A 19,473-nucleotide genomic window follows, 5' to 3' on the forward strand; every position below is an offset into this window, starting at 1 on the left:
AGGCCGATGCATTTCAGGCATGTTGAATAAAATATGGCGTTTTTTAGCCGATTATAAACAACAGAACGAGGTAGACTCGCAGAGTGCAAATGGGCAGATGAACGGCGAAAACACGTATGGTTTCTATAGTATGGAGAGATCGTCTGTTTGCACCAATGATAGGTTGATGTACGAAATATACTATTGAATTTATTGTTTTTTTAAATATGCACCGTTGGGATCTATTGCTATGACTGATAATTTGCTTTCTCACCTCTCGAACGCATTACGTTCGGAGGATTCTTTCGAGGGGCTCGTTCGCCAGTTATTGGTCATGCTGGAGCTGGTCACCGATCTGGAATCGACTTACCTGACGCAGGTTGACACCGAAGCGGGCTTTCAAAATATCCTGTTTGCTCACAACACTAAAACGCTCAATATTCCCGAAGGTGTCTCGGTTCCGTGGCATGACACGTTGTGCAAACGTGCGTTGGACGAAGGGCAAAGTTACACGCCTAATGTGGCCGAATGTTGGGGGGATTCACAGACGGCGAAAGCGCTGAGTATTATGACCTATGCCAGTACGCCGGTACGCATGGAGGACGGGCAGTTGTATGGCACTCTCTGTGCCGCGAGCTCCGACCATAAGCCGCTGACGACCAAAGGTGAACAAATCCTGAGTTTATTCGCACAGCTTATTGCTCAGCAGGTGCAGAAAGAGTGGCTGGTGCAGCAGTTAACGGCCGCAAACGCCGCGTTACATGAATATTCTTACACCGATTCACTGACTGGGTTGCTTAACCGTCGAGGGGTATTTTACTCGCTGGAAGCGCTGTTTTCTCAGGCAAAAAATGACCATCAGCAGGCGCTCATTGTGTTTATTGACCTCGATGGCTTTAAGAGAATTAACGATCAGTTCGGCCACGAAGCCGGTGATATCTTCTTGCAAGACGTTGGTCGGCGTTTGCTCATGTGGGGCAACCCTGGTGATGTTGTCGGGCGTCTCGGTGGTGATGAATTTGTTTTTGCCCGCATGGTAAACATTGTGCCGGGAGAGAATGAGCGTGTGATTGCTTCCTTCAGGGATGATATCACGCCCTTGTTGCAGGGTAACTACTCGCTCGGTACGGTCAGTATTGACTATTTGGGCGCAAGTATAGGGATTGTCACGGCAGATCCTTCCGTCGAGGAGCCTGATGGCGTGATTCGCCGGGCTGATGCTGCAATGTACGCCAATAAAATCACGCGAAAAAAAGATCAAACCCGCGCTTTTGAGGTCATCACAGCACAATCGTAAATGCCTATGCAGAGGTCATCATCTGCTCATCAGGCATCTTTGATTGCATCCAGAGTGAGTTTGCCATCTTCTAAGTGAAGTTTGGTGGGGGAAAGGAGTTCAAACAGGCGGTTGAACGGATCGGCATCTTTGCCTGATTCCCCCGTCATAAAGTTGAAGTCCATTTCTATCAGGTACTTCAGGCGTGGTACATAGCCTTCCGGTGCCTGCGCTTGTTCGATTAATGGCAGACTCTCATGGTGATCTAACACCATTTTGAAAAATTCGGTTTGTTTAAACTCGCCGCGATTCCACTCCAGTTTGCTTTGTGCCATGGCCATCGTGCGCCACACTTGCTCCTGGTCATAAGCCTCGCTCCAGGCCGCACGCCGCTCATTCACCGTAAAGGTTCCGCTGTCGTCATAGGTAATCAGCGCCAGCTGTTCACGAGACAGGCCTTTGAAGGGGTTACTGCCTTGACCATTGGTATACGCTGTAGCTTGTTTCGCTCTGGCTAATCGCTCGGGGTCATCGCTATTGGGGACTTCCGCATCGTGCGCTTTCTTACTACTGACATAGCCCATGCCGACCAGTTCATCATCCACGTTCCTGGCTCTGGTCGCCAATGTACTGCGGTCGCTTTTAGCATCTCTGGCTTCGGCCCTGACGGCGGCGTCGCTGAGCTGTTTTGCCAGCGTTGTAATGCCGCTACTCTTTTTATTTGAATAACCATCAGACACTGTAGACGCGGACGGTGAGTCTTCGGATACGTTTTCCTGCTTTTTTATCGAGCGACTGTCAGTGGTGGACTGTGTACCTGCCACCGTACTTTTTGAAAGGCCATTGAGGTTAATCATTCGTTCTTCTCACTCGTTGTGATTCAGGGATAAGTAACGACCCATGTTGCTTATCCCTATTCATAAAAAATGCTTGAGTGGGTGCTCAGCTATTTTTCAGTACGGGTGTTATCTCATGGTAATTTCTACATCTGAGTCGTGAGTATTGACGTTGGCATACGTCACCCTTAGGTCACAGCGTGCGCCGTTGCCAGGCGTGGTGCTCTTAGTCCATTGGGCGCGGAATACGACGCTGTGTGCTGTAGCCATAAACGCAGGCAGACCGCGTGATCTAATAACAAATCGGCATTATATAAAAAATGTTTAAGTATTTATGGTTATTTTAATAACGCTTTATAGGCTTTGAAAGTATATTTTCTTTCCTCTCTTAATTTACTTGCGCTAATAATAATCATGATAATTATTAACTTGCATGTCCTGTTTCTTCAGGATGAGATGATTGGGTTAGACGAACCGCTATAGACAGGCATCTCATGACTGAATAAGGTAGTCAGCTAATGCTAATGTGGCTATGCTTCCTGGATTAGCGAACGATGCGGATAAACAGCGTAGTGATATCGATGGTTGCCGTTGGTAAGCTTGTATTGCGGCATGAATGGCTATTTTGAATAATCGAAGAGTAGGGTACAGGGGCGCTTGTTAAGTCAAAAGACATCCAGCGCCTATTTTTTTATGAGTATGGGTACTAAAGGTAACGTTTAAATCATTCGAGCGGCGGAAAAATGTATACACGAGCAGCTTTCATAGTGATGAAACTATATTGCTTTACCAGCCGCAGACGTTAGTCTCTTCATCCGCATCGTAACCACGTACGATATTAACCAGTTCTTTTACCGCTTCAGATGAAACTGTCTTGTCTTTTAATTCTTCGACCGTAGAGAGATCTTTGTCGACGGACACGCCGTTATTATTATTCGTAACCGTCAGCAGAAAACCTTTTTTATTTTCGCTGGTTGACGACAGTTCGTTGAGTAATTCTACAACTGCGCCTGCGGCGAAATCAGGCACATAAAAAGCCATCGGCTTGAGATAAACTTTCTCTGCCTTTTCCTTATTGTCGCTGTTCAATAGTGTTAATGAATACCCTTTATTTTCACTTGTCATTATGTTTACCTCAACCTTCTATCAGAATTTTTGGATCGACATAAAAATCTACGTTAAATAGTGTGTCATCAGATAACGCTTCGATTCTGTGCCATTTTTCTGGCGGGAATACACCAAATTGTCCGGCTTCAATAGTCAGCGTTTCGACGGGCTCAGGACTGGTCTCATCGGTATAACCATAATAACGAATTGTCCCTTGCATCACGCACAAACGTGGGTAAACGCCTTGTCGTGTCCCTGCATCCAAATGACGCTGCCAGATAGACGCCGGCGCAGTTTCCTTTGTCCAAAAAGGCGTGGTACGGGTGTGAACATAATTCGCTGGTATGACAATTCGTTCCATGTTTAAACCTCATGTTTTACCCAACCACATGACGGGCGGGAAGGAAAAAACCATATGGTGCATATCATATACCTCTTTTAATGTTTGTGAATTATTTTCTGCTAATTAATTTTTACAATGTCGCAACGCTTTGCGGAAATACCGTATTATCAGGGATCAACGTTTCTCTCGCTGGCTATTTATCTCACCTGGTTGACGGAGGTAAAAACTAACATCAAGGAATAGTTACATTAAGTTATTTCTTGATGCTCCCCTTATTGGGGATGGTGGGTCTAAAAAATACCCTTATTGGTACTCAATTAGGGTTATTGTTAAAAATAAATCAAAAGAGTAAAAATGAAAAAATATAACGCTACTTGATGATGAGGTTTAAACTCAAATGAAAAAGAACGTAAAACTCAGTTCATTTTATTATGGTTTCCCAGTTTTTCTCGTTACGACGATGGATAATAACAACGGAAATATCAATGTTGCTTCTGTATCGTCGTCAATTTCTCTCGGCGATAAAATTATTATCGGTGTCACTAAAGGAAGTAAGACCTGTAGTAATTTATTATCCGGATCTGATGTTGTGATTAATATTCCTGATTATAAACTTTGGGAGAAGGTTGAAGAACTGGGTAAGTTGACCGGGAGCGATACGCTATCTGAGGGGCAGATAAAATGGGGCGTTCAGGTATGCCACGATAAATTCTCCAAAGTTGGCCTTCACACCGAATCTTCTCGCGATATTACGCCGCCTCGGGTGATTGAATGTCCTATTCAGGCGGAATGTAAAACCGTCAGCACGACGGACAAAGGGCGTTTTATTCTCGTCGAGCTGGATATTGTCAACGTCTGGGTGGATAGCGAGCTACTAGGCGCGAATGATGTTGTTGATTCGTCAAAATGGAAACCTCTGATCTACAACTTCCGCGAATACGACACCACGGGTGACGCATTAGGCTTTAACTTTAAATACGGTCATTAATATTACAGAGAGAATGCAATCGCTCGGTGAACCGTTGCTGCCTGGCTCACCGGCGCGTTCTTCTCGATTCGTGATTTATGCTACCAGTTTCGAACTGCTGGATATCGGCGTTCAGTTATCGTATGGAGAAAACGTTATCGAACACGGTGACACTACGGAACATATATGATTTCGAAGGTCGATGTTAAATCTTTAAGATCTTTCTTTGCCCCATCTTTGTAATGAATCTGTACATCATAATGGTAGATCAGCTTTTCCTGTGGATTAAGGATAAGCTGCAAGGCTGACATTTTCACTTTGACTGTCTTACTAGGATGATCGCTATTCAGTGCTATCGTCTGGTTGCTAATGCTGATTAATATCTGCTCAATGGGTTTCGGACCACTGGGATCGTAGGCGCCGCTGCTGCTGATAAATTCCAGCGTTTTGACAATTTCCACTGGAGTGGACTGATCGATAAACGGCAGAGGGTTGTTTTTATATTCAATCGGCATTCTGAGTCGTACCGGAATATTGTCAGGGTTGAATCCCTCCTGTTGAACTTCCAGTTCACCATTGAGCAACAGATGCTGTGATGCAGTAAACAGTGCGTCCCAAATCTTTGCAAATTGTGCTGCTGGCAGCGTGAACGAATCAATAATGCCGCTTTGCAGGTTGATGATCGCATTGGTCTCTTCGGTTTTTCCCGCTGGTAATGACAACTGTAACTTAAGGCGATGCGCGCTGGAAAACGGAATCAACTTGCCTTGTGGCTGGGATTGAATAAAGGTTGTTTCGGCATCGCTAATGCGTTGTCTGGTCACCTTTGGCAGCAGGAAATAGTCAAAGGTCACATTAAACTGGGCCGTTTCTGTCGCTCCTTCTGGTGCAGAAAAAGTGATCGACAACATGGGTTTATCGTTGTCACTGCTGTTACTTGCTAATAGGAATGTATCCGGTAAATAATAAAGATATTCTTTACGAATATTATCCTGATAATAGTTATACCAACTTTGATCATATCTTATTGGGGTGAGAATTAATTCTAACCGCGGTTTCGGTGGTGCAATGCCACGATAGATATAAGGATAATAATTTTCCGCAAAATAAAATATCTTAGGATCGGTAATGGTATTCAGCATACCTGTATCGGATTTAATGGCGATGACCAGCGTGGTTTGCGCATCGTAGTTAGATAAGGCTCTTAGTAACGCATCTCGCTGCTCAAGTCGGGTGAGTTTTAGTTGAGCCTGATATTGTTTTCCGGCTTTCCGCGCTACGTCCTGAAATATCATCTCATTGAATTTTCCAAACTGATTAAAATTGAGGACTACATAAGGCATTTCTGGGACGTTTTTATTGAGATCGAAACTCAAAACCATCGTCCAACTTATACCATCAGTTATGGTTTCAATTTGATAGCGTATTTCGCCAGAGACATTCTCGGTACTGACCTGCGCCGTCAATTCGTCGGGCAACGATGCCAGAGAGGTCCGCAGTTTTCGGGTCAGGTTAACGTTTTCACTAAACTGTTGCTGCGCATTTTCCAGAATGATTTTGTTTAACGTAACCAGGTCATTGAGAAATATGTTCATGGGTGTCCTTTGTGTCATAGAGTGCAGAGCAACGCCTCAGCGTTGATAGATAGGATGAGGTCCACAGATACTGTCCATCATGACGACGATAAAGCGGTATTTCCCTTGTATCATTAGCGAACTGCCATTTTTTTAACGGTGTAATTATGTCCGATAGCGTATCGATACCGATATTTTTGGCATATTCAAGCGTGGCCAACCATTCTGCGGGATGGGCATAATAAGGGGTTAATTGGGTTACTCTTTGGTATTCGCCTTTACTCCAAACTACGGCTTTTTTCAACATGGTACTAATCCGATAATAAGCCGATAAATCTACGCATTGCTCACCATAAAAACGATACAATAAAATTAATACATTGGTATTAACACAACAGTCGATCTGGGTAATCTCATTATTTTGCTTCATCCAGGTGTGGAAGGTTTGGCATTCAGCCCATTGATGCTGTGGTGCGGTTAGTCGGGCATCAACCTTCTGTAGCTGGTAGCCATTCATCTCAATCAGCGTCTGGCGAACAGCATCAGATGAAATACGCTCAAACTTATACAGCATTTCGGTAATGATCGCCGTGTCATCAATATCGGCGTCAATAATCTGGTTTTTCATCCACGGAGGATGAGCGTGACGGGGCCAGAAGCTGAAATGGCCAGGGCGTGTTTCACAAGTGGCGAGAAAATCCAGTGCGCGATCGATATAGGGGGCAGTTTGCTTATTGTAGTCGAGCGTCCTTAATACCTGTGCAGTGACAAAGGCATTGGCATCCTGATGCCACTGACCATCGGGCGTCCTGACACTGGACAGAAATGCCCCGTTTTCTGACTGCTGTTGCTGGAGAATCGTATCCAGAGCCATATCGTATGGCGGTGGCTGGCTATGATCGAGCAGTGGGACGTCACACCAGCGATCGTTCTGTGGGCTGAAGGTACAACTGATACCACACGTTGCCTGCGCATCGACTGTAAAGCCGATGACATTAAACTGAAGTGGCACGTTCTCTTTAATTAGCGTTTGTAGCAGTGGCATGGGGTGTACCACGTGCTGCAATAGTTCACTCATTTTCTGAGCGGCCTGAGTATTACCACCTAAAAAGCGCGGTGCCATCGTAAACAGGCTAAAACTTTCCAACTGGCGTTGGGGACTATAAACCAGGCTAAAACCATAGGTGGTGGCAGGAAACTCACCTGGATTAGGTCTGTTGGCTAATACCTGATTGAGCAGCGCCGCCAACGGAGGAAACTTACTTTCAGAGCCAAATAACCGCATAACGTTGGCTATGTCCGCCAACGTTATTTCCGCGCTGTGCCACTGATAGTAATATTCGGTTGATGTATCAGGCCGATCCGGGTAATAGCCAATCATCAGGAGCGATAGCCCGGCTGCGGTTAGCTGATGCAGAGGATAGTAGCTATTGGCGTGGTTTAGCGCGGAGGTATACAGAGCGATTAAAGCCTGATTGTTCGGAGGTATTTCGGAATAGACCTTGGTTTTAACCTTGCCAGCGGCATATTTCCGACCCAACCATGAACCAAATTTTAGCGCTTGGGGAGGCGTACCCAGCCCCTGTATATGGGCTATGTGTGCGAAACAGGATGCAACAGATGCTGACGAGTTTGATGAGGTGTACGGGGCATTTTCCGTACTGAAGGTCCCAATATCACGGGCCTGGGTGGATAAAGGGAGAAAAGTATCGAACGTGCAGGCTACAGCCCGCGGTTTTATGCTAGATGTCGTAAACTCCAGTGGACAACCATTATAGGCCAATAAACTCGTATTAAATGCCGCAGAAAGCAGTCCCGATGCCATCCGCTTCTGACTGAAACGGTCGACATCGGGTAGTAGCGTATCTGCTAAATCCGGCACGTGATGGCACAAAGTGGTTACCAGGGCGTTCAAGGCCGCTGGTAACACCGCAGCGCGTTCAACCATAATTATTGACCGTGGTTCATGCCGGAATAACAATGCTTGGCGGATTATCCGTACCGTCGACCACCCGGGTATGCCCACCGACCTCAAGATAGGTAATCGTATAATGAACCGTCCAGGGTTTTTCTGTCAGACAGCGATACTTGAAGGTTTGCACCGCGGTTTTATCGGGGTTAAAAGTGAATTTTTTGTTTTTCTTCAATCCTTTGTCATCACAATAGGTGAGTTCAACCAGAACCTGATTGTATTTATCCCAAGAAAATGTACGATCGAGGAAAATATCAACTTCATTGAAAGTGAGTAAATTACTCGGATCGAGGCTGATAGCGTTAGAGGCGGTTTTGAATTTTGACTGATAGCTGCTATTACCTTCCCAGCCGGTGCTGCTTGCTGACTTAAAGATAAAATCGCCTTGAATATCGAATAATTCATTCCGGTCTTTGCTTCTGGAAATGTTTTTCTGCCATTCTTTACCGTCCTCAGTAAAGGCATCACCAGTGTAGACATTATTATTATAACTGGCCTTAAATGCCGCTGCTTTAATACCCAGTTCTTGAAAACCATCTGGCCCGAAGATTTGAAGTTCGATTTTCTGAAAGAAAGGATCGTTGACGTTCACTTCAATAAAATAGGGCTTCTCTTTTTTGGCCTTTAACGTGTCGGTACCGATAAAGTTTTGTGGCACCGCTGCCTGGGTAATCGCCTTTGATGACGTGTAGTTGAAGGATAAGGTTTTATGTTCGGTAATTTTTACTACTTTTAATTCCAATGATGCGCAGGGAAATAAACCGCCTTTTTCTTCTTCATCTTTACTGCCAATCAATGATTCCAGAATAGAAGCACTTGCCGATTTTGCCTGCTCGTTACTTTCTTCATTCGGCTTAATGGTTGCATTGAAAAATATCTTTAACAGCTCTTCTTTGACGAACTGTAACGCCCACTCTTTTTCTTTTTCCGCCTCGTCACCGGGCATACTTTCGGTCACCTTGATGACGAGCTTTTGATCTTGTTCCAGTTTTTTTATCACGCTGTCAAAGCCGAGCCAAAAACTGGCTGGTGTTTCGACAGGGATGGGAATGTTAATGCCAAATTTGGCACCGAACTCTTTATATACGCTGTCAAACTCTGCGGTGACATCCACCTTCAATGCAGGGGTAATACCTGTGTAGGTGAGATTGTAAGCGACGGCCGCTGGTGCCTGTGCCTGATTAAATGCAGCTTCCAGAATAACCGCCTGTTGTGGCGTTAGTTTGGCACTGAAAATAGCCGTGTTATTACCAAATAGGCTGGGACTTTGTGCGCTGATCAACTGGCCATTGGCATTTTGTGCATCCAGCACAAAAAAGTTTACCGTGCCATTGTTAAAGGGGACGGGGGCTTTACGGGCATTTTTGGGTTTGATATTCAGCTTATTCAGATAGTCGGTAAATGCGATATTGAGTTCACCTTCATCGACGGCGGTATTGACTTCAAAGTTGATGTATCCTCCCTGCTGATTGGCGTCATCTCCGGTATATTTAATTAATGAGAATACGGGTTTCCCATCGCGCACGGCAATATGAATATTGCCAGGTAAATACCAGAATTGGTTTTCATCTGAGTCATCAGAAAAAAACGTGATGTTTTTAATTGTGACTGTCTTTTCTCTCAATAATAACATGATTTTTCCTCATGATTGACTAGTGATATAAATATGATCTTCATCGGTTTTTAGTGTTTTTTCCTCAATCTCACCATCATTATTAATAATTATGATGTCGAGAGTGATAAGTAATAATTTCGGGTCGGGTTGATCTGCGCTAAATAATGCATCTTCTGATTTATCTTCGGAAAAATAAAACTCTTCTTTTAACGATTTCGAGGTGGGTTGGTCATAGCAGTAAGTCACATTGACTAAAATTTGTGTTATTTTTATCCAGTTTAATTTGGGGGATATTATCAGCGTTCGTTGTTTGTAGAGTCGTGAAAATAGAGTGACATCTTGACTAGTAGGCTGATATAACTTTACTGGTATATGGGGTGTGTTAGCACGAGTGCTATACTCTTTGGTTGCTGAAAAAGTATAGTTTTCAGGATCTGGTAGCATAATGCTGTATTCTTCATGCGTATTTTTCTGAGTGATATAGAAGTTTTTCGATGTGCTGTTTTCTTTGTTTTTAATATGGGTGCAGGTAATGTTAACCAATATTGATGCATACCATGACCAGTTGAATTTTTTTTCTGCTGATATAACGAAATTATAACGACTATATAGTGATTCAATGTCTAAAAAAAGTTCGGTTGAGGATGTGCTCATAATGGCTGAACTGGCAGACATCACACCACCGACCGGACGGTTAAAATACAGTGTAAACTGATATTCCACTGGCCATGACGTTTTTTTGGTTACGGGATCGGTAATGACAGAAGCGCAGAATGTTTTAGCTGCCATATTATTTCTGGAGAAAACGAGCGGAGGCTGAGAGCCACCATAAGTAAAATTCAGCGTCACCAATTGAATATTTTCGTCTAACTCAGACGCCAGCAATTGGGCTCTTATCGTGCGGAAAGAGAAAAAATTATCCTGAAGCTCGTGATAGCTTACAATACTGCTGGCGTCATAATGGCTCTGACTGACCAGTGTGGCAAAAAGTGCTTGAGGATAGAGAGAGCGCCGTACCACTGTGGTTTCGGTGATTCGGGCACTGAGCGTGCGTTTATCAATATCTTTGACTGAAATGTTTTGTAATTGGAAGCCAAATTCTGGCGCAGAATCTGTCTTTATTTGACCAAATGCTGGGGTGAAAAATTCGCAAGTCAGAATAGCGCTCAATTCAGTCGTTGCTTTTCCAATATAGTGGTCAGGATTAGCATTTCTTACCTTGATGGTAACTAGTTTTTTACTGATTAAGGTTTCGGAAATATCATCAATATTAAAAGAAAAAATCAATGCATTAAAACCAAATGAGGTTTTAAGGTATTCATAGACCTGATCCCACTGGGCATCAAGTTCAAAGATTGAAGGGGGTAACTGTTGGAGGTAGTCGATTTTATAGCTGACGGCAATTGGAGCAGATTTTGGCTGCTGAAGTAGTGCGACGATTCTCTCAATGTCATTCGCGTCAGTCTGGGAGGCCATAATATAGCAAAACTGATTATTTCCTAGTGAGGTGTTATTCAGCACTTGTGGCATAGCCTGTGGGATACTGAGCGTTGCGGTGCTGGCAATAATTTGCAGTGGGAGTAGGGTGGCATCCGCCGGAATATCAGGATTGTCCAGAGCCGCTGCTTGTGCCGCAGCCAGGCTGCTGGCCAATTGCGTCTGCAGTGAAAGTATTGCGTAGTAATTCGTCGGTTGAGTGCTCGCGCTACTTCTGAATATTTGATAATGGACTTCGGGAATGGCCTGATTATTCACCAGAATACTGGGTGCCATGGCACAATAATAATAAACCTGACTGCCTGGCATCGCATTAATAAAGCCTATAGTTTTTTCCGTTATTCTGTTATTCATAGCGATTGCCCATGTTGAATAAAAAGCGGTCAGCCAGGCATCGACCATCAATGCAATGGTCGATGCCCTGCCTATCCAATAGTATTAACACCGTTCATCGCTGAGATTCAGGGTCGTGTGCTCCTGAGTCAGCAAGATGACGGAGAAGCCTATTAGGCCATTAACAGTTCACTACCACTGCGAACGATGAACCGCTTACCTTACCTTCAATTGGTTTAGGATCACGCTCGTCATTGTAAATAACAGTGCCGCTGTAGGTAATTTCAGGAATATCGTCTGTGCCATCGGGTAAAAAACCGAAGGTGAGGTTGCGGCGAGTCGTTTTTTCTTCTAAATCTTTCTCTTCCAGATTAATCGATTGAGTCTGTTTAAACTTGTAGGTCTTATAGTTCACCGTCATGTCGAAGGTGATAATTAATACATCTTTCTTTGACGCGATGAAAAATATGGAATAGCTTGTTTTCCTCGGCAGGGCATTCATGATTTGAATTTGATTCGCGCGAGTGGAACCATATCCAGGCAACTGCGACGAAGGCTCAATACCAGGTTCGATGTAAGTAAATCTACCGCCATCCCGGGTATAATAATCAGTGGTGAAATAAATGGGGTTTTCTGGTTTCATGCCTACGGGATAAATAAAAGGTTTTGGCGGTGTGGAAACATTCAATAATTGGACGTCACTTTTTAACTCTATGTTATGCGCGGGATCGGAATATTGCGCTTTTAATAATACCTGGCTGAATGTTTTCCAGGCTTGTTCATCAAGTAATGAGTCAACTTGCGCGTAGACAATACCGCATTGCGCCATATTGATATATTGAACGAGACTATCAGTTACGTCTATTTTACCCGAGTGATAGGGTTTTGAATGCAACCCGGAAAAATTCACCGTATAGGAGTAACTATAGGTGCGTCCTAGTTTTTTATCAATATACCATTTCTCGGTTTTTTGCGGAGCGCTATTTTTGTTGTCGAAACGCAACGTACTGACATGGTTATCGTCATATTTTGCGATGACAATAATGTTTTCAATGTTATATTTAGCTAGGTCCTGACTGACATAGAATTCAGGTTGAATAAATTGAAAGAAGGGATCGTCAAGATCGTATTCTTTGAAATAGTCATCAACCTTCCCAGCACCGACAATAGACAGAATGGATGGTAACTGAGCCTGTGGCGCGATGGAAAAAGGAACAACGCGATTCTCTTCATAGACGCGAGTGAAACTCTGCGTATTCTTCAGACTTTCTTTAAATTTATCAAAACTCCCAGCATCATTCAGCAAGTCCAGACTCATATCTAACCCAGTTTGGCTAGACAGGATTTGTTGAAGCTGCGCTTGTCCCCAGTCCTCGAAGGTCTTTATCCAGGCATTATATTGTTCGTCTTTCATGCCCATTTCTTGCGGACTGAGGCCGGGAATAACGGAGACCTTGGCGGCACCTTTCTCGGAAAATTCACGGGTGATTTCTTTTTCATCCGCAGACCATGTATGGCGAGTAATGGTTTGAGCCACCGTTTTCATTTTCTCACTGTCATAGGTGACAATGACTTTTACCGCTGGCAGTGAGGCATCCAGTGTGAAATTATAGCGAATCCCGACACTGGCATTACTCGGCGTGCCTTTTAATACGTTCTCAAACAGGGTTGCCCCCAACCCTGTCAGTGACAGGCTAAATACGGTATCGTTATTGCCCAAACCTGAAGGGCTCAGTGGGGTGGGCTGTTGGCTGTAAAATACTTTATTCTCGTTGATGATCAACGAGGCCTGAGCAGAGGTATAGCGGGGCTGGCGCAGTTCTATTTTATTCTCATCGGGCATCAGTCGTCCTAGGAATTGCTCTCCATCCCCTTTAGGATCATAGGCGACAACATATTCTTTCGCTTGTTCTTCGGTTAATCCTGTATTTTTGAATGCTTTTTCTCTGGCCTCCTGATTGGCTTTATTGGTTGGATCAGCAGTAAGCTTGTTTTCAGCCTGAACATATTTAACAATAAGTCTTGATTTTGCCGCTAGCTGTGGTGATATTCCCTTGTAAAGCTGTGTTTTTATTTTTTCACCTTCGCTTTGCGTAGGTACTGGGAGTTTTACAGTAAACTGTGCATATCCACCTTGTTGCTCTTCTTTACGGTATTTATAGAACAAGAAATCAGGTTTGCTTTCCTGACCAGAAAAAATTGGAATTTCAGGGACGACATAAAAAATATTTTTATTTTCGCTATCACCATAGCAGGTGTAGGTATATTCTTTGATGCCTAAGTGCTCGGTGGTATCTATTTTAAGCGAATACTGGATGGCTGTGGTTAACATAGTTTATTCCTCTTAACTTATGGCTATTTTTTGTATTGAAGCTCAATACGGCTTAAGGTCGACTGCTGTACACCTGAATCGTAATTTCTGCTTATAAATGACGACGTTTTTCCCTGCCAGTGATATTCAATACGACCATTCAAGGTATTCGACCGGGTATTGAGTAACCAAGTGGTTTGCCATTGTTGATCGGAAAATGAAAAACTAAAGGCAGCGCGCTTTGCCTGACCATCAGGGTAATAAGTGGCGCTACCTGAAATTGTTTTAAAATCGGGTTGTAAGTGGCGGGCATCGAAAGTCACATCATGAAATCCGATATCCTGAATGCTTAGGTTAATGTCTGCTTGCCATTGGCGTGTGATATCAATGAATGAATAATCGGAAAAGGTGACTTTGATGGTTATTTCATTAACGTGACCATCGGCCGTGATGGTGAGAGGAGGAAAATTTGGCCATTGCATTGGCACTTTTTTATCTGCCCATGCCAGTTCAATTGACATAATCGCAAACTTACCCGGATTGAAATCCAGGCTGACTTTGCACGTCTGCTGGTTTCCCGGATCGTCAGGTTGTTTACGTTGAGGTTCAGGCAACGGTGAAGGATCATAGGAAATCAGTTTATTGGCGATAAAACCGCTGAATAGTGACGCGATATCCTGTTCGCCGATCAGCTCATATGATTGGGACAGGCTGCTTTCGTAAGAGAAATCATAGTCAATTTTGGTGGGTATCTCATCAATATGTGAGATGTTGCTGAGTGTATTACTGAGGACGCTGGCAGCGAGATCGACCAGATTTTTTCTTACTTTTTCTTTGGTCTGTGGCGATGGCGTATTTTTAAACTCCTCGTCCAGCATGATGACACCTGCGTCAATTTGCTTGTCGAGCAACTGCGCAATAGCTTCCGGTGTTCGGGTTTTGGTATTAAAGGCCAGTATCAGAAATTGCCGCCAGTCACCATTGAGACGGGCGTTAACCTCGGTGCTTACTGTGAACTGCGTGTGGGTGGTAAGAAAAATCCGCTTTGTGTCTCCCTGTATGGCCTCGGTTAACGCTACCCCTTCTGCATGGGTGATAGGCATGGAGTTTTTTTCAAACTCAACCAGGTAGGGTGAGTCATCCAGCGTCTCATGAAAGCGCAAGAAGAGGGTGGTCTTCGCATCACACTGCTCAAGAGTGATGTTACTGCCTGAGTGGGTGATATGCGTTTGGATATATTGTCGAATGGCCTGGGTATCGAGGGGGACTACCGGCGTAATCAGGGTAACGAGGCCACCTGCAGGAGTGGTGGTGAGGTGAAAGCCACTGGTTTTATTTCCCCGATCGTCATGAACGATCTCAGGCGTGAAGCAGCCATAGGTATAGTCACCGATAGCACGACGTTGATCGTGAAAGACGAAAGCTCGATCAAGCAAAAAAAAGGACGTCAGATCTTTTTCTGGATTTAGTGTTTCAGTCTTCATTTTCAGCCTCAAGCATAATGGTTTGATTGCCTGTCACATAGTCCGACCATTGGCCGTTACCGATTTTGTAGCGAAACCCTGCGGCGTAAATTGATGTGACATTCCATTGATATTCATAGCAATTATTCTGGGGTGTAAACGTATGATCCTGCGTTTGGGTTTCTCCCTGAGCCTGAAAACTCAGCGTGGCATAGCGGATTCCAGCAGCAAACTGTGTAGTGATGGTGGCGTATTGTGCGCCGAACTGGGGGAAGCTATAAGCACCGAGGGTGGCTGACTGGATGATTGGCATATCGAGCACCACTGAGGCGGTGCTATCGTTATCCCAGGCGGTCACTTTGGCATAGGCATCACGTCCTGTTATCGGATAACTAAAACAGGGTGAAGCCAGCGTGAGTTCAAACGTTTCTGGCAGATTAGCGGAGTAGTAGTTTCCCCTAATCATACTGTGTTGTGCGAAGGTTGGGTCGATAGTGATGGTCAGGAACTGACAAGGAAAACTGGAATAGTCCAGCGTCAGCATTTTGTTATTGCTGGTTCGTAACTCAGTGACGAGAGAGAGATACCCTTTGTCGGTCGGATAGCTAACGCGAATATGGTACTGATATTCACTATCTGGGTTAAACGTATTATTGATAAATGTGAAGGCCAAATAACTCTGATTGGGGGTTAATCGCTGGGTTAGCCGCTGTTCGGAAGGATAAAGCTCACCCGGTGGTAAAATGATTTGTATATCAATAAACGACCCATTTTTCAGACCCTGTGGGAAAGCGTAAAGAAGGTTAATCTTTAGGGTTCCGTCAGGCAGTGAAGGCGCGGTAGTTTGGTGGATAATCTGCTCAGGAGCCTCTTTGGCAACTTGCTGTGCAGCGGCAAACGGATCTAACAAAAAGCAGATGGGGCGCCGTGTTAGCTCAACACGTTTTAAATCAACCATCAGGCGACGTGGCTCCTGTGGGAGCAGCAGACAAATATAGGTCATGTTGGTGTCGGCGTTACCGATATAGGGCGATCCCAACGTGTTGAACAGGCGATCGAGCAAAGCCTGAGCGAATAACAGCGTTTCTGCCGGGTCTGTCGCGGGGAATGCGGGTGAGATCGCTAACGGTAGCTGGGGCAGGTTTTCGTACACGTACTGGGTAAGCTGCGCATAAGGAAATGCTACCCTGCTGTCGGATACGGGTTTGGCGTCTTTAACCGTTGCCGCCAGTTTGGCAATCAGCTGGCCGGGATCGCATTCCAGCGTATAATTCAGCCGTGGAGATACGCCCTCGACAAAGCCATCGAGACGGGCATTAAAGCCAATAATATTATCCAGCAACGTTTTTTTCATTAGTTGCGTGGTATCTGCATCGAGTGAGATCAGAAATTGAATCGACAGTGCTGAATACCAATTTGGATCGTAATTCTGATGGGTTAATGCCGAGTTGTGACCCGATGGCGAGTGGAAACCAAGTTTATAGGGGATAATCGGTAAGCCTTGGAGCGCTTTCCCTGGATGTTGGCGATTGAATACTTCAAGCGTTTCACTGCTGGCAAATTGTAGTTCGGTGGTAAAATTAAGGTCACCGTAGATAATGTTGCTGCTTTGGCTGAGGATCACATCCAGTGCAAAGGCCAGTGGATCGCCAGCAATCAGGGCGAAGGGTTCCGGATAAAAATAGTAGACATCAGGTTGCTGATAGGCGGCAACAGCGCGTAGCCTGTCATCGCTAATAACGTACTGAAAGTCAGGATATCCCCTAAACATATCAATCCCTTACCTTATAGTGTCGATATAGTTTTGATAATCCTGACGCCATTCTTCCGGCAGTTGATTTAGGATATTTATTGGGCGATGGTGGTACGCTTCTTCGTAGTGATGCTGCATTGTGCTATCGCCGACCAGCACGCCAGCGGCATACATAGTACTGTTACTTGTGGTCAGATCTTTGATGGGGTCGTCAGTAGAAAGATGCAGGTTGTACACCTCAATCTCGCCGTTTTTTTTGTTGATCCGGTGGATATTACAGTGCCCCTCGGAGGTGAGCAGCCGGCTGTCCAGAGTCAGTTCACTCGCCAGTTTTATACCTGTGGTGGTACAGAAAGGGTGACCTAAACTGGTGATAAGAGTTTTTAGCTGGCTTCGGCTGTCCTTGAATTCAATCTCAAGATAATTTTGCTCCGCACCGGTAATTACATCCTCCACTCTTAACGTCCGCCCATCTTGTGATTGCACCCATTCGCCAATGGTGATGTCGTCAATGGTTTTTTCTTTACCGTCTCGCATCAAAATAGGGGTGCCTTTACCTAAACAGCCATAGGTAATCTGCATGGGTTTTAGTGCATGGGTATTTAAAAAGCGTTGTTCAGGATCGATCGTGCCGGGGGCATTGGTAATAAAGCTAGCAACGCTTGCGCATTCAATTTGCAGCGTCACTTTAAATATATAATACACCCGCTCACCAGAATTAAAATCGGGGCGTTTGAATTTCAGCCAGTCGAGATCCCAGGATAAAACGTTGCCGTTAATTCGGGTGTTGGCATCATTAAAGAAGTTAAAATCACTTGCTGGTGTGATCGGATCGCCACCCTGACGCTCACGTACCAGATAAATTGAGTTATGAGCGTTTATTGGCTTGCTATTATGTAAATCAATATTGCCGAAGTAGGTTATGCTGCCCTTTATTGGCACAGTGACATTGCCGTCAAAACTATGAAAGTAATCGCAGTCGCTTTCTTGACGCGATAGGCATATTTTTATCAAATTATTTCTATTTAAGTCAGTGGGCGAATCATTTTGAATTAATTTTGGATAGCTTTGAGTGGTGACAATTTCTGCACCGTAAACGGTCTGGTTATTAATCGTTTGTGAAAAGGTATAAACAATATGAACCGGATAACGAGTTTGCTTTAAACTGGCTGGGAAGGTACCACTAGCTTGAATAGGGCAATTAGCGGTATAAATATAGTTCTTTTTACATTGTACTTTTCCGGCTGAGTTGCCTGCTTCGTCAAAAATGCCTAAGGTTTGCGTGATGTTTACGGCTGATACGGGTAGTGAACCTATGGCATTTGCTGAGAACGTTTGACCATCGGTAGAATCCAGGCTGACGATGCTGTGTACCTGTTGTGCACTATCGCTATCCCCCATTGCCAGTGAACTGATGGTCTGCTTAGCCAGTTTTTGACTGGCCCAGAGCTGACTGAAGTTAGGATAACGAACGGGAGTGACGCCTGCTAGTGCCAGTTGAATATCATAGAATTTAACCAGTAGCGGATCGCTGGTTTTAATTATGAATACACCGGTGTTTGCGTATTTATTAATTACTTCACTAATAATATTATTTTCAGGGGAATTGTTTTTTCCGCAGGGCGGGGTTATAGGTTGCATAATATTGTTTCCCAATGAGCTTTCTTTATTAGCTTATGCGGTTTTTTATGAAAAACGCGTTGATTTATATAAATTAATTTATGTTTAGCGTAATGAAATAGTGTATTGGCTTTCGCCAGTAAAAAACCTTTACTAAGGGTGGATATCGTTTTGATGCTATCAAAAAATAGGTGAAACACTCGTTACTTAACCATTGGTAACTCTGGGTAATGAAGCTCCAATATGTTGTAAATAATGAAAATTTGTTTTTTATTTGGTCTGTAAAATTGAAAATTCATTAAAGTGGCAAAGTTTTTAAATAGAATAAATGAATACCGAGTGCTCAGTGTCATAACCGTCGAAAATAATGTTAGCAGCAATGCTAAAAAAAACTACTGTGAGGAATGATCGGAGCGATTTGGAAAAACATGCTTAGTATGACGGCGATGAGAATGAAAACGATGGAGTAACACTAGCAAAGCTGTAGTTAAAAATGGATGTATATCCGCATTTTTATTAGGTTTACTCTCCTTGTTCCACTCGCTGACACCTGTCTATCCAATTTGTTGAATGTGTCCAGTGCTGGAAGTGAATAAAGCTCCATTCATTTGAATTTATTCGTTAATATAGCGGATTAAATTTGATAAAAATGGCATTACGTCATCATAAATAATTTCGGCATATTTTGTGACTGTCATCACAAAAATGACGGTATAGATGAAAAAATGAATCGTCAATTATAGTTTTAATGTATAAGAAAAATTTTTTTATGTGATTTAATTTTTAAAATGAGCGTCGCTCACGCTAACCGTTTTTGTTTCTGCTCA

At 44.0% G+C, this 19,473-nt stretch carries 13 protein-coding genes; 2 read left to right on the top strand and 11 right to left on the bottom strand.

Annotated elements, in window-relative coordinates; translation table 11 throughout:
- The first annotated feature begins 229 nt into the window (after positions 1–229).
- The gene (locus WCT94_RS16130; protein WP_336870368.1) at positions 230–1,276 is read left to right on the top strand and encodes a sensor domain-containing diguanylate cyclase; all 1,047 of its coding nucleotides are present in this window, start codon (positions 230–232) and stop codon (positions 1,274–1,276) included.
- Positions 1,277–1,305: 29 nt separating this feature from the next.
- On the opposite strand, the gene WCT94_RS16135 is transcribed toward WCT94_RS16130, so the two are convergent.
- The 3 genes from WCT94_RS16135 to WCT94_RS16145 form a co-directional block, all read right to left on the bottom strand.
- Positions 1,306–2,112 carry a hypothetical protein gene (locus WCT94_RS16135; RefSeq protein WP_336870369.1) on the bottom strand — a complete coding sequence of 269 codons (807 nt, stop codon included), beginning with the start codon at positions 2,110–2,112 and terminating at the stop codon, positions 1,306–1,308.
- Between the two features lie 765 nt (positions 2,113–2,877).
- On the bottom strand, positions 2,878–3,216 hold the full coding sequence (locus WCT94_RS16140; protein WP_336870370.1) for a DUF1869 domain-containing protein: 339 nt from the start codon (positions 3,214–3,216) through the stop codon (positions 2,878–2,880).
- Positions 3,217–3,226: 10 nt separating this feature from the next.
- Positions 3,227–3,559, bottom strand: coding sequence for a DUF1971 domain-containing protein (locus tag WCT94_RS16145; RefSeq protein WP_336870371.1), 333 nt, complete (start codon positions 3,557–3,559; stop codon positions 3,227–3,229).
- 379 nt (positions 3,560–3,938) lie between these two features.
- On the opposite strand from WCT94_RS16145, the gene WCT94_RS16150 reads away from it, so the two are divergent.
- Positions 3,939–4,529, top strand: coding sequence for a flavin reductase family protein (locus WCT94_RS16150; RefSeq protein WP_336870372.1), 591 nt, complete (start codon positions 3,939–3,941; stop codon positions 4,527–4,529).
- 152 nt (positions 4,530–4,681) lie between these two features.
- Here WCT94_RS16150 and WCT94_RS16155 read toward each other — a convergent pair whose 3' ends face one another.
- The 8 genes from WCT94_RS16155 to WCT94_RS16190 all read right to left on the bottom strand — a co-directional run bounded on the left by WCT94_RS16155 (position 4,682) and on the right by WCT94_RS16190 (position 18,667).
- Complete coding sequence (locus WCT94_RS16155) at positions 4,682–6,103, bottom strand: hypothetical protein (RefSeq protein ID WP_336870373.1); 1,422 nt, start codon at positions 6,101–6,103, stop codon at positions 4,682–4,684.
- Positions 6,084–8,030: a hypothetical protein gene (locus WCT94_RS16160; RefSeq protein ID WP_336870374.1), complete on the bottom strand. Its 1,947-nt coding sequence runs from the start codon at positions 8,028–8,030 to the stop codon at positions 6,084–6,086. Before WCT94_RS16160 ends, WCT94_RS16155 begins: the two co-directional genes overlap by 20 nt.
- A 16-nt stretch (positions 8,031–8,046) precedes the next feature.
- Complete coding sequence (locus tag WCT94_RS16165) at positions 8,047–9,687, bottom strand: hypothetical protein (protein WP_336870375.1); 1,641 nt, start codon at positions 9,685–9,687, stop codon at positions 8,047–8,049.
- A 9-nt stretch (positions 9,688–9,696) separates the two neighbouring features.
- Positions 9,697–11,568 carry a hypothetical protein gene (locus WCT94_RS16170; protein WP_442955496.1) on the bottom strand — a complete coding sequence of 624 codons (1,872 nt, stop codon included), beginning with the start codon at positions 11,566–11,568 and terminating at the stop codon, positions 9,697–9,699.
- Positions 11,569–11,680: 112 nt separating this feature from the next.
- On the bottom strand, positions 11,681–13,831 hold the full coding sequence (locus WCT94_RS16175; RefSeq protein ID WP_336870377.1) for a hypothetical protein: 2,151 nt from the start codon (positions 13,829–13,831) through the stop codon (positions 11,681–11,683).
- Positions 13,832–13,854: 23 nt separating this feature from the next.
- The gene (locus WCT94_RS16180; RefSeq protein WP_336870378.1) at positions 13,855–15,294 is read right to left on the bottom strand and encodes a hypothetical protein; all 1,440 of its coding nucleotides are present in this window, start codon (positions 15,292–15,294) and stop codon (positions 13,855–13,857) included.
- Positions 15,284–17,044 (bottom strand): hypothetical protein, encoded by a 1,761-nt coding sequence (locus WCT94_RS16185; RefSeq protein WP_336870379.1) that lies wholly within the window; start codon positions 17,042–17,044, stop codon positions 15,284–15,286. Before WCT94_RS16185 ends, WCT94_RS16180 begins: the two co-directional genes overlap by 11 nt.
- Positions 17,045–17,053: 9 nt before the next feature.
- Positions 17,054–18,667: a Hint domain-containing protein gene (locus WCT94_RS16190; RefSeq protein ID WP_336870380.1), complete on the bottom strand. Its 1,614-nt coding sequence runs from the start codon at positions 18,665–18,667 to the stop codon at positions 17,054–17,056.
- Positions 18,668–19,473 lie beyond the last annotated feature (806 nt).

The organism is Pectobacterium sp. 1950-15, from assembly GCF_037136835.1.
Taxonomy (GTDB): domain Bacteria; phylum Pseudomonadota; class Gammaproteobacteria; order Enterobacterales; family Enterobacteriaceae; genus Pectobacterium.

Excerpts from the sequence above, each read along its gene's own strand:
- WCT94_RS16145 (WP_336870371.1), bottom strand. The coding sequence starts at position 3,559 with ATGGAACGAATTGTCATACCAGCGAATTATGTTCACACCCGTACCACG.
- WCT94_RS16140 (WP_336870370.1), bottom strand. The coding sequence starts at position 3,216 with ATGACAAGTGAAAATAAAGGGTATTCATTAACACTATTGAACAGCGAC.
- WCT94_RS16160 (WP_336870374.1), bottom strand. The coding sequence starts at position 8,030 with ATGGTTGAACGCGCTGCGGTGTTACCAGCGGCCTTGAACGCCCTGGTA.
- WCT94_RS16175 (WP_336870377.1), bottom strand. The coding sequence starts at position 13,831 with ATGTTAACCACAGCCATCCAGTATTCGCTTAAAATAGATACCACCGAG.
- WCT94_RS16185 (WP_336870379.1), bottom strand. The coding sequence starts at position 17,044 with ATGTTTAGGGGATATCCTGACTTTCAGTACGTTATTAGCGATGACAGG.
- WCT94_RS16190 (WP_336870380.1), bottom strand. The coding sequence starts at position 18,667 with ATGCAACCTATAACCCCGCCCTGCGGAAAAAACAATTCCCCTGAAAAT.
- WCT94_RS16170 (WP_442955496.1), bottom strand. The coding sequence starts at position 11,568 with ATGGTCGATGCCTGGCTGACCGCTTTTTATTCAACATGGGCAATCGCT.
- WCT94_RS16165 (WP_336870375.1), bottom strand. The coding sequence starts at position 9,687 with ATGTTATTATTGAGAGAAAAGACAGTCACAATTAAAAACATCACGTTT.
- WCT94_RS16135 (WP_336870369.1), bottom strand. The coding sequence starts at position 2,112 with ATGATTAACCTCAATGGCCTTTCAAAAAGTACGGTGGCAGGTACACAG.
- WCT94_RS16180 (WP_336870378.1), bottom strand. The coding sequence starts at position 15,294 with ATGAAGACTGAAACACTAAATCCAGAAAAAGATCTGACGTCCTTTTTT.
- WCT94_RS16150 (WP_336870372.1), top strand. The coding sequence starts at position 3,939 with ATGAAAAAGAACGTAAAACTCAGTTCATTTTATTATGGTTTCCCAGTT.
- WCT94_RS16130 (WP_336870368.1), top strand. The coding sequence starts at position 230 with ATGACTGATAATTTGCTTTCTCACCTCTCGAACGCATTACGTTCGGAG.
- WCT94_RS16155 (WP_336870373.1), bottom strand. The coding sequence starts at position 6,103 with ATGAACATATTTCTCAATGACCTGGTTACGTTAAACAAAATCATTCTG.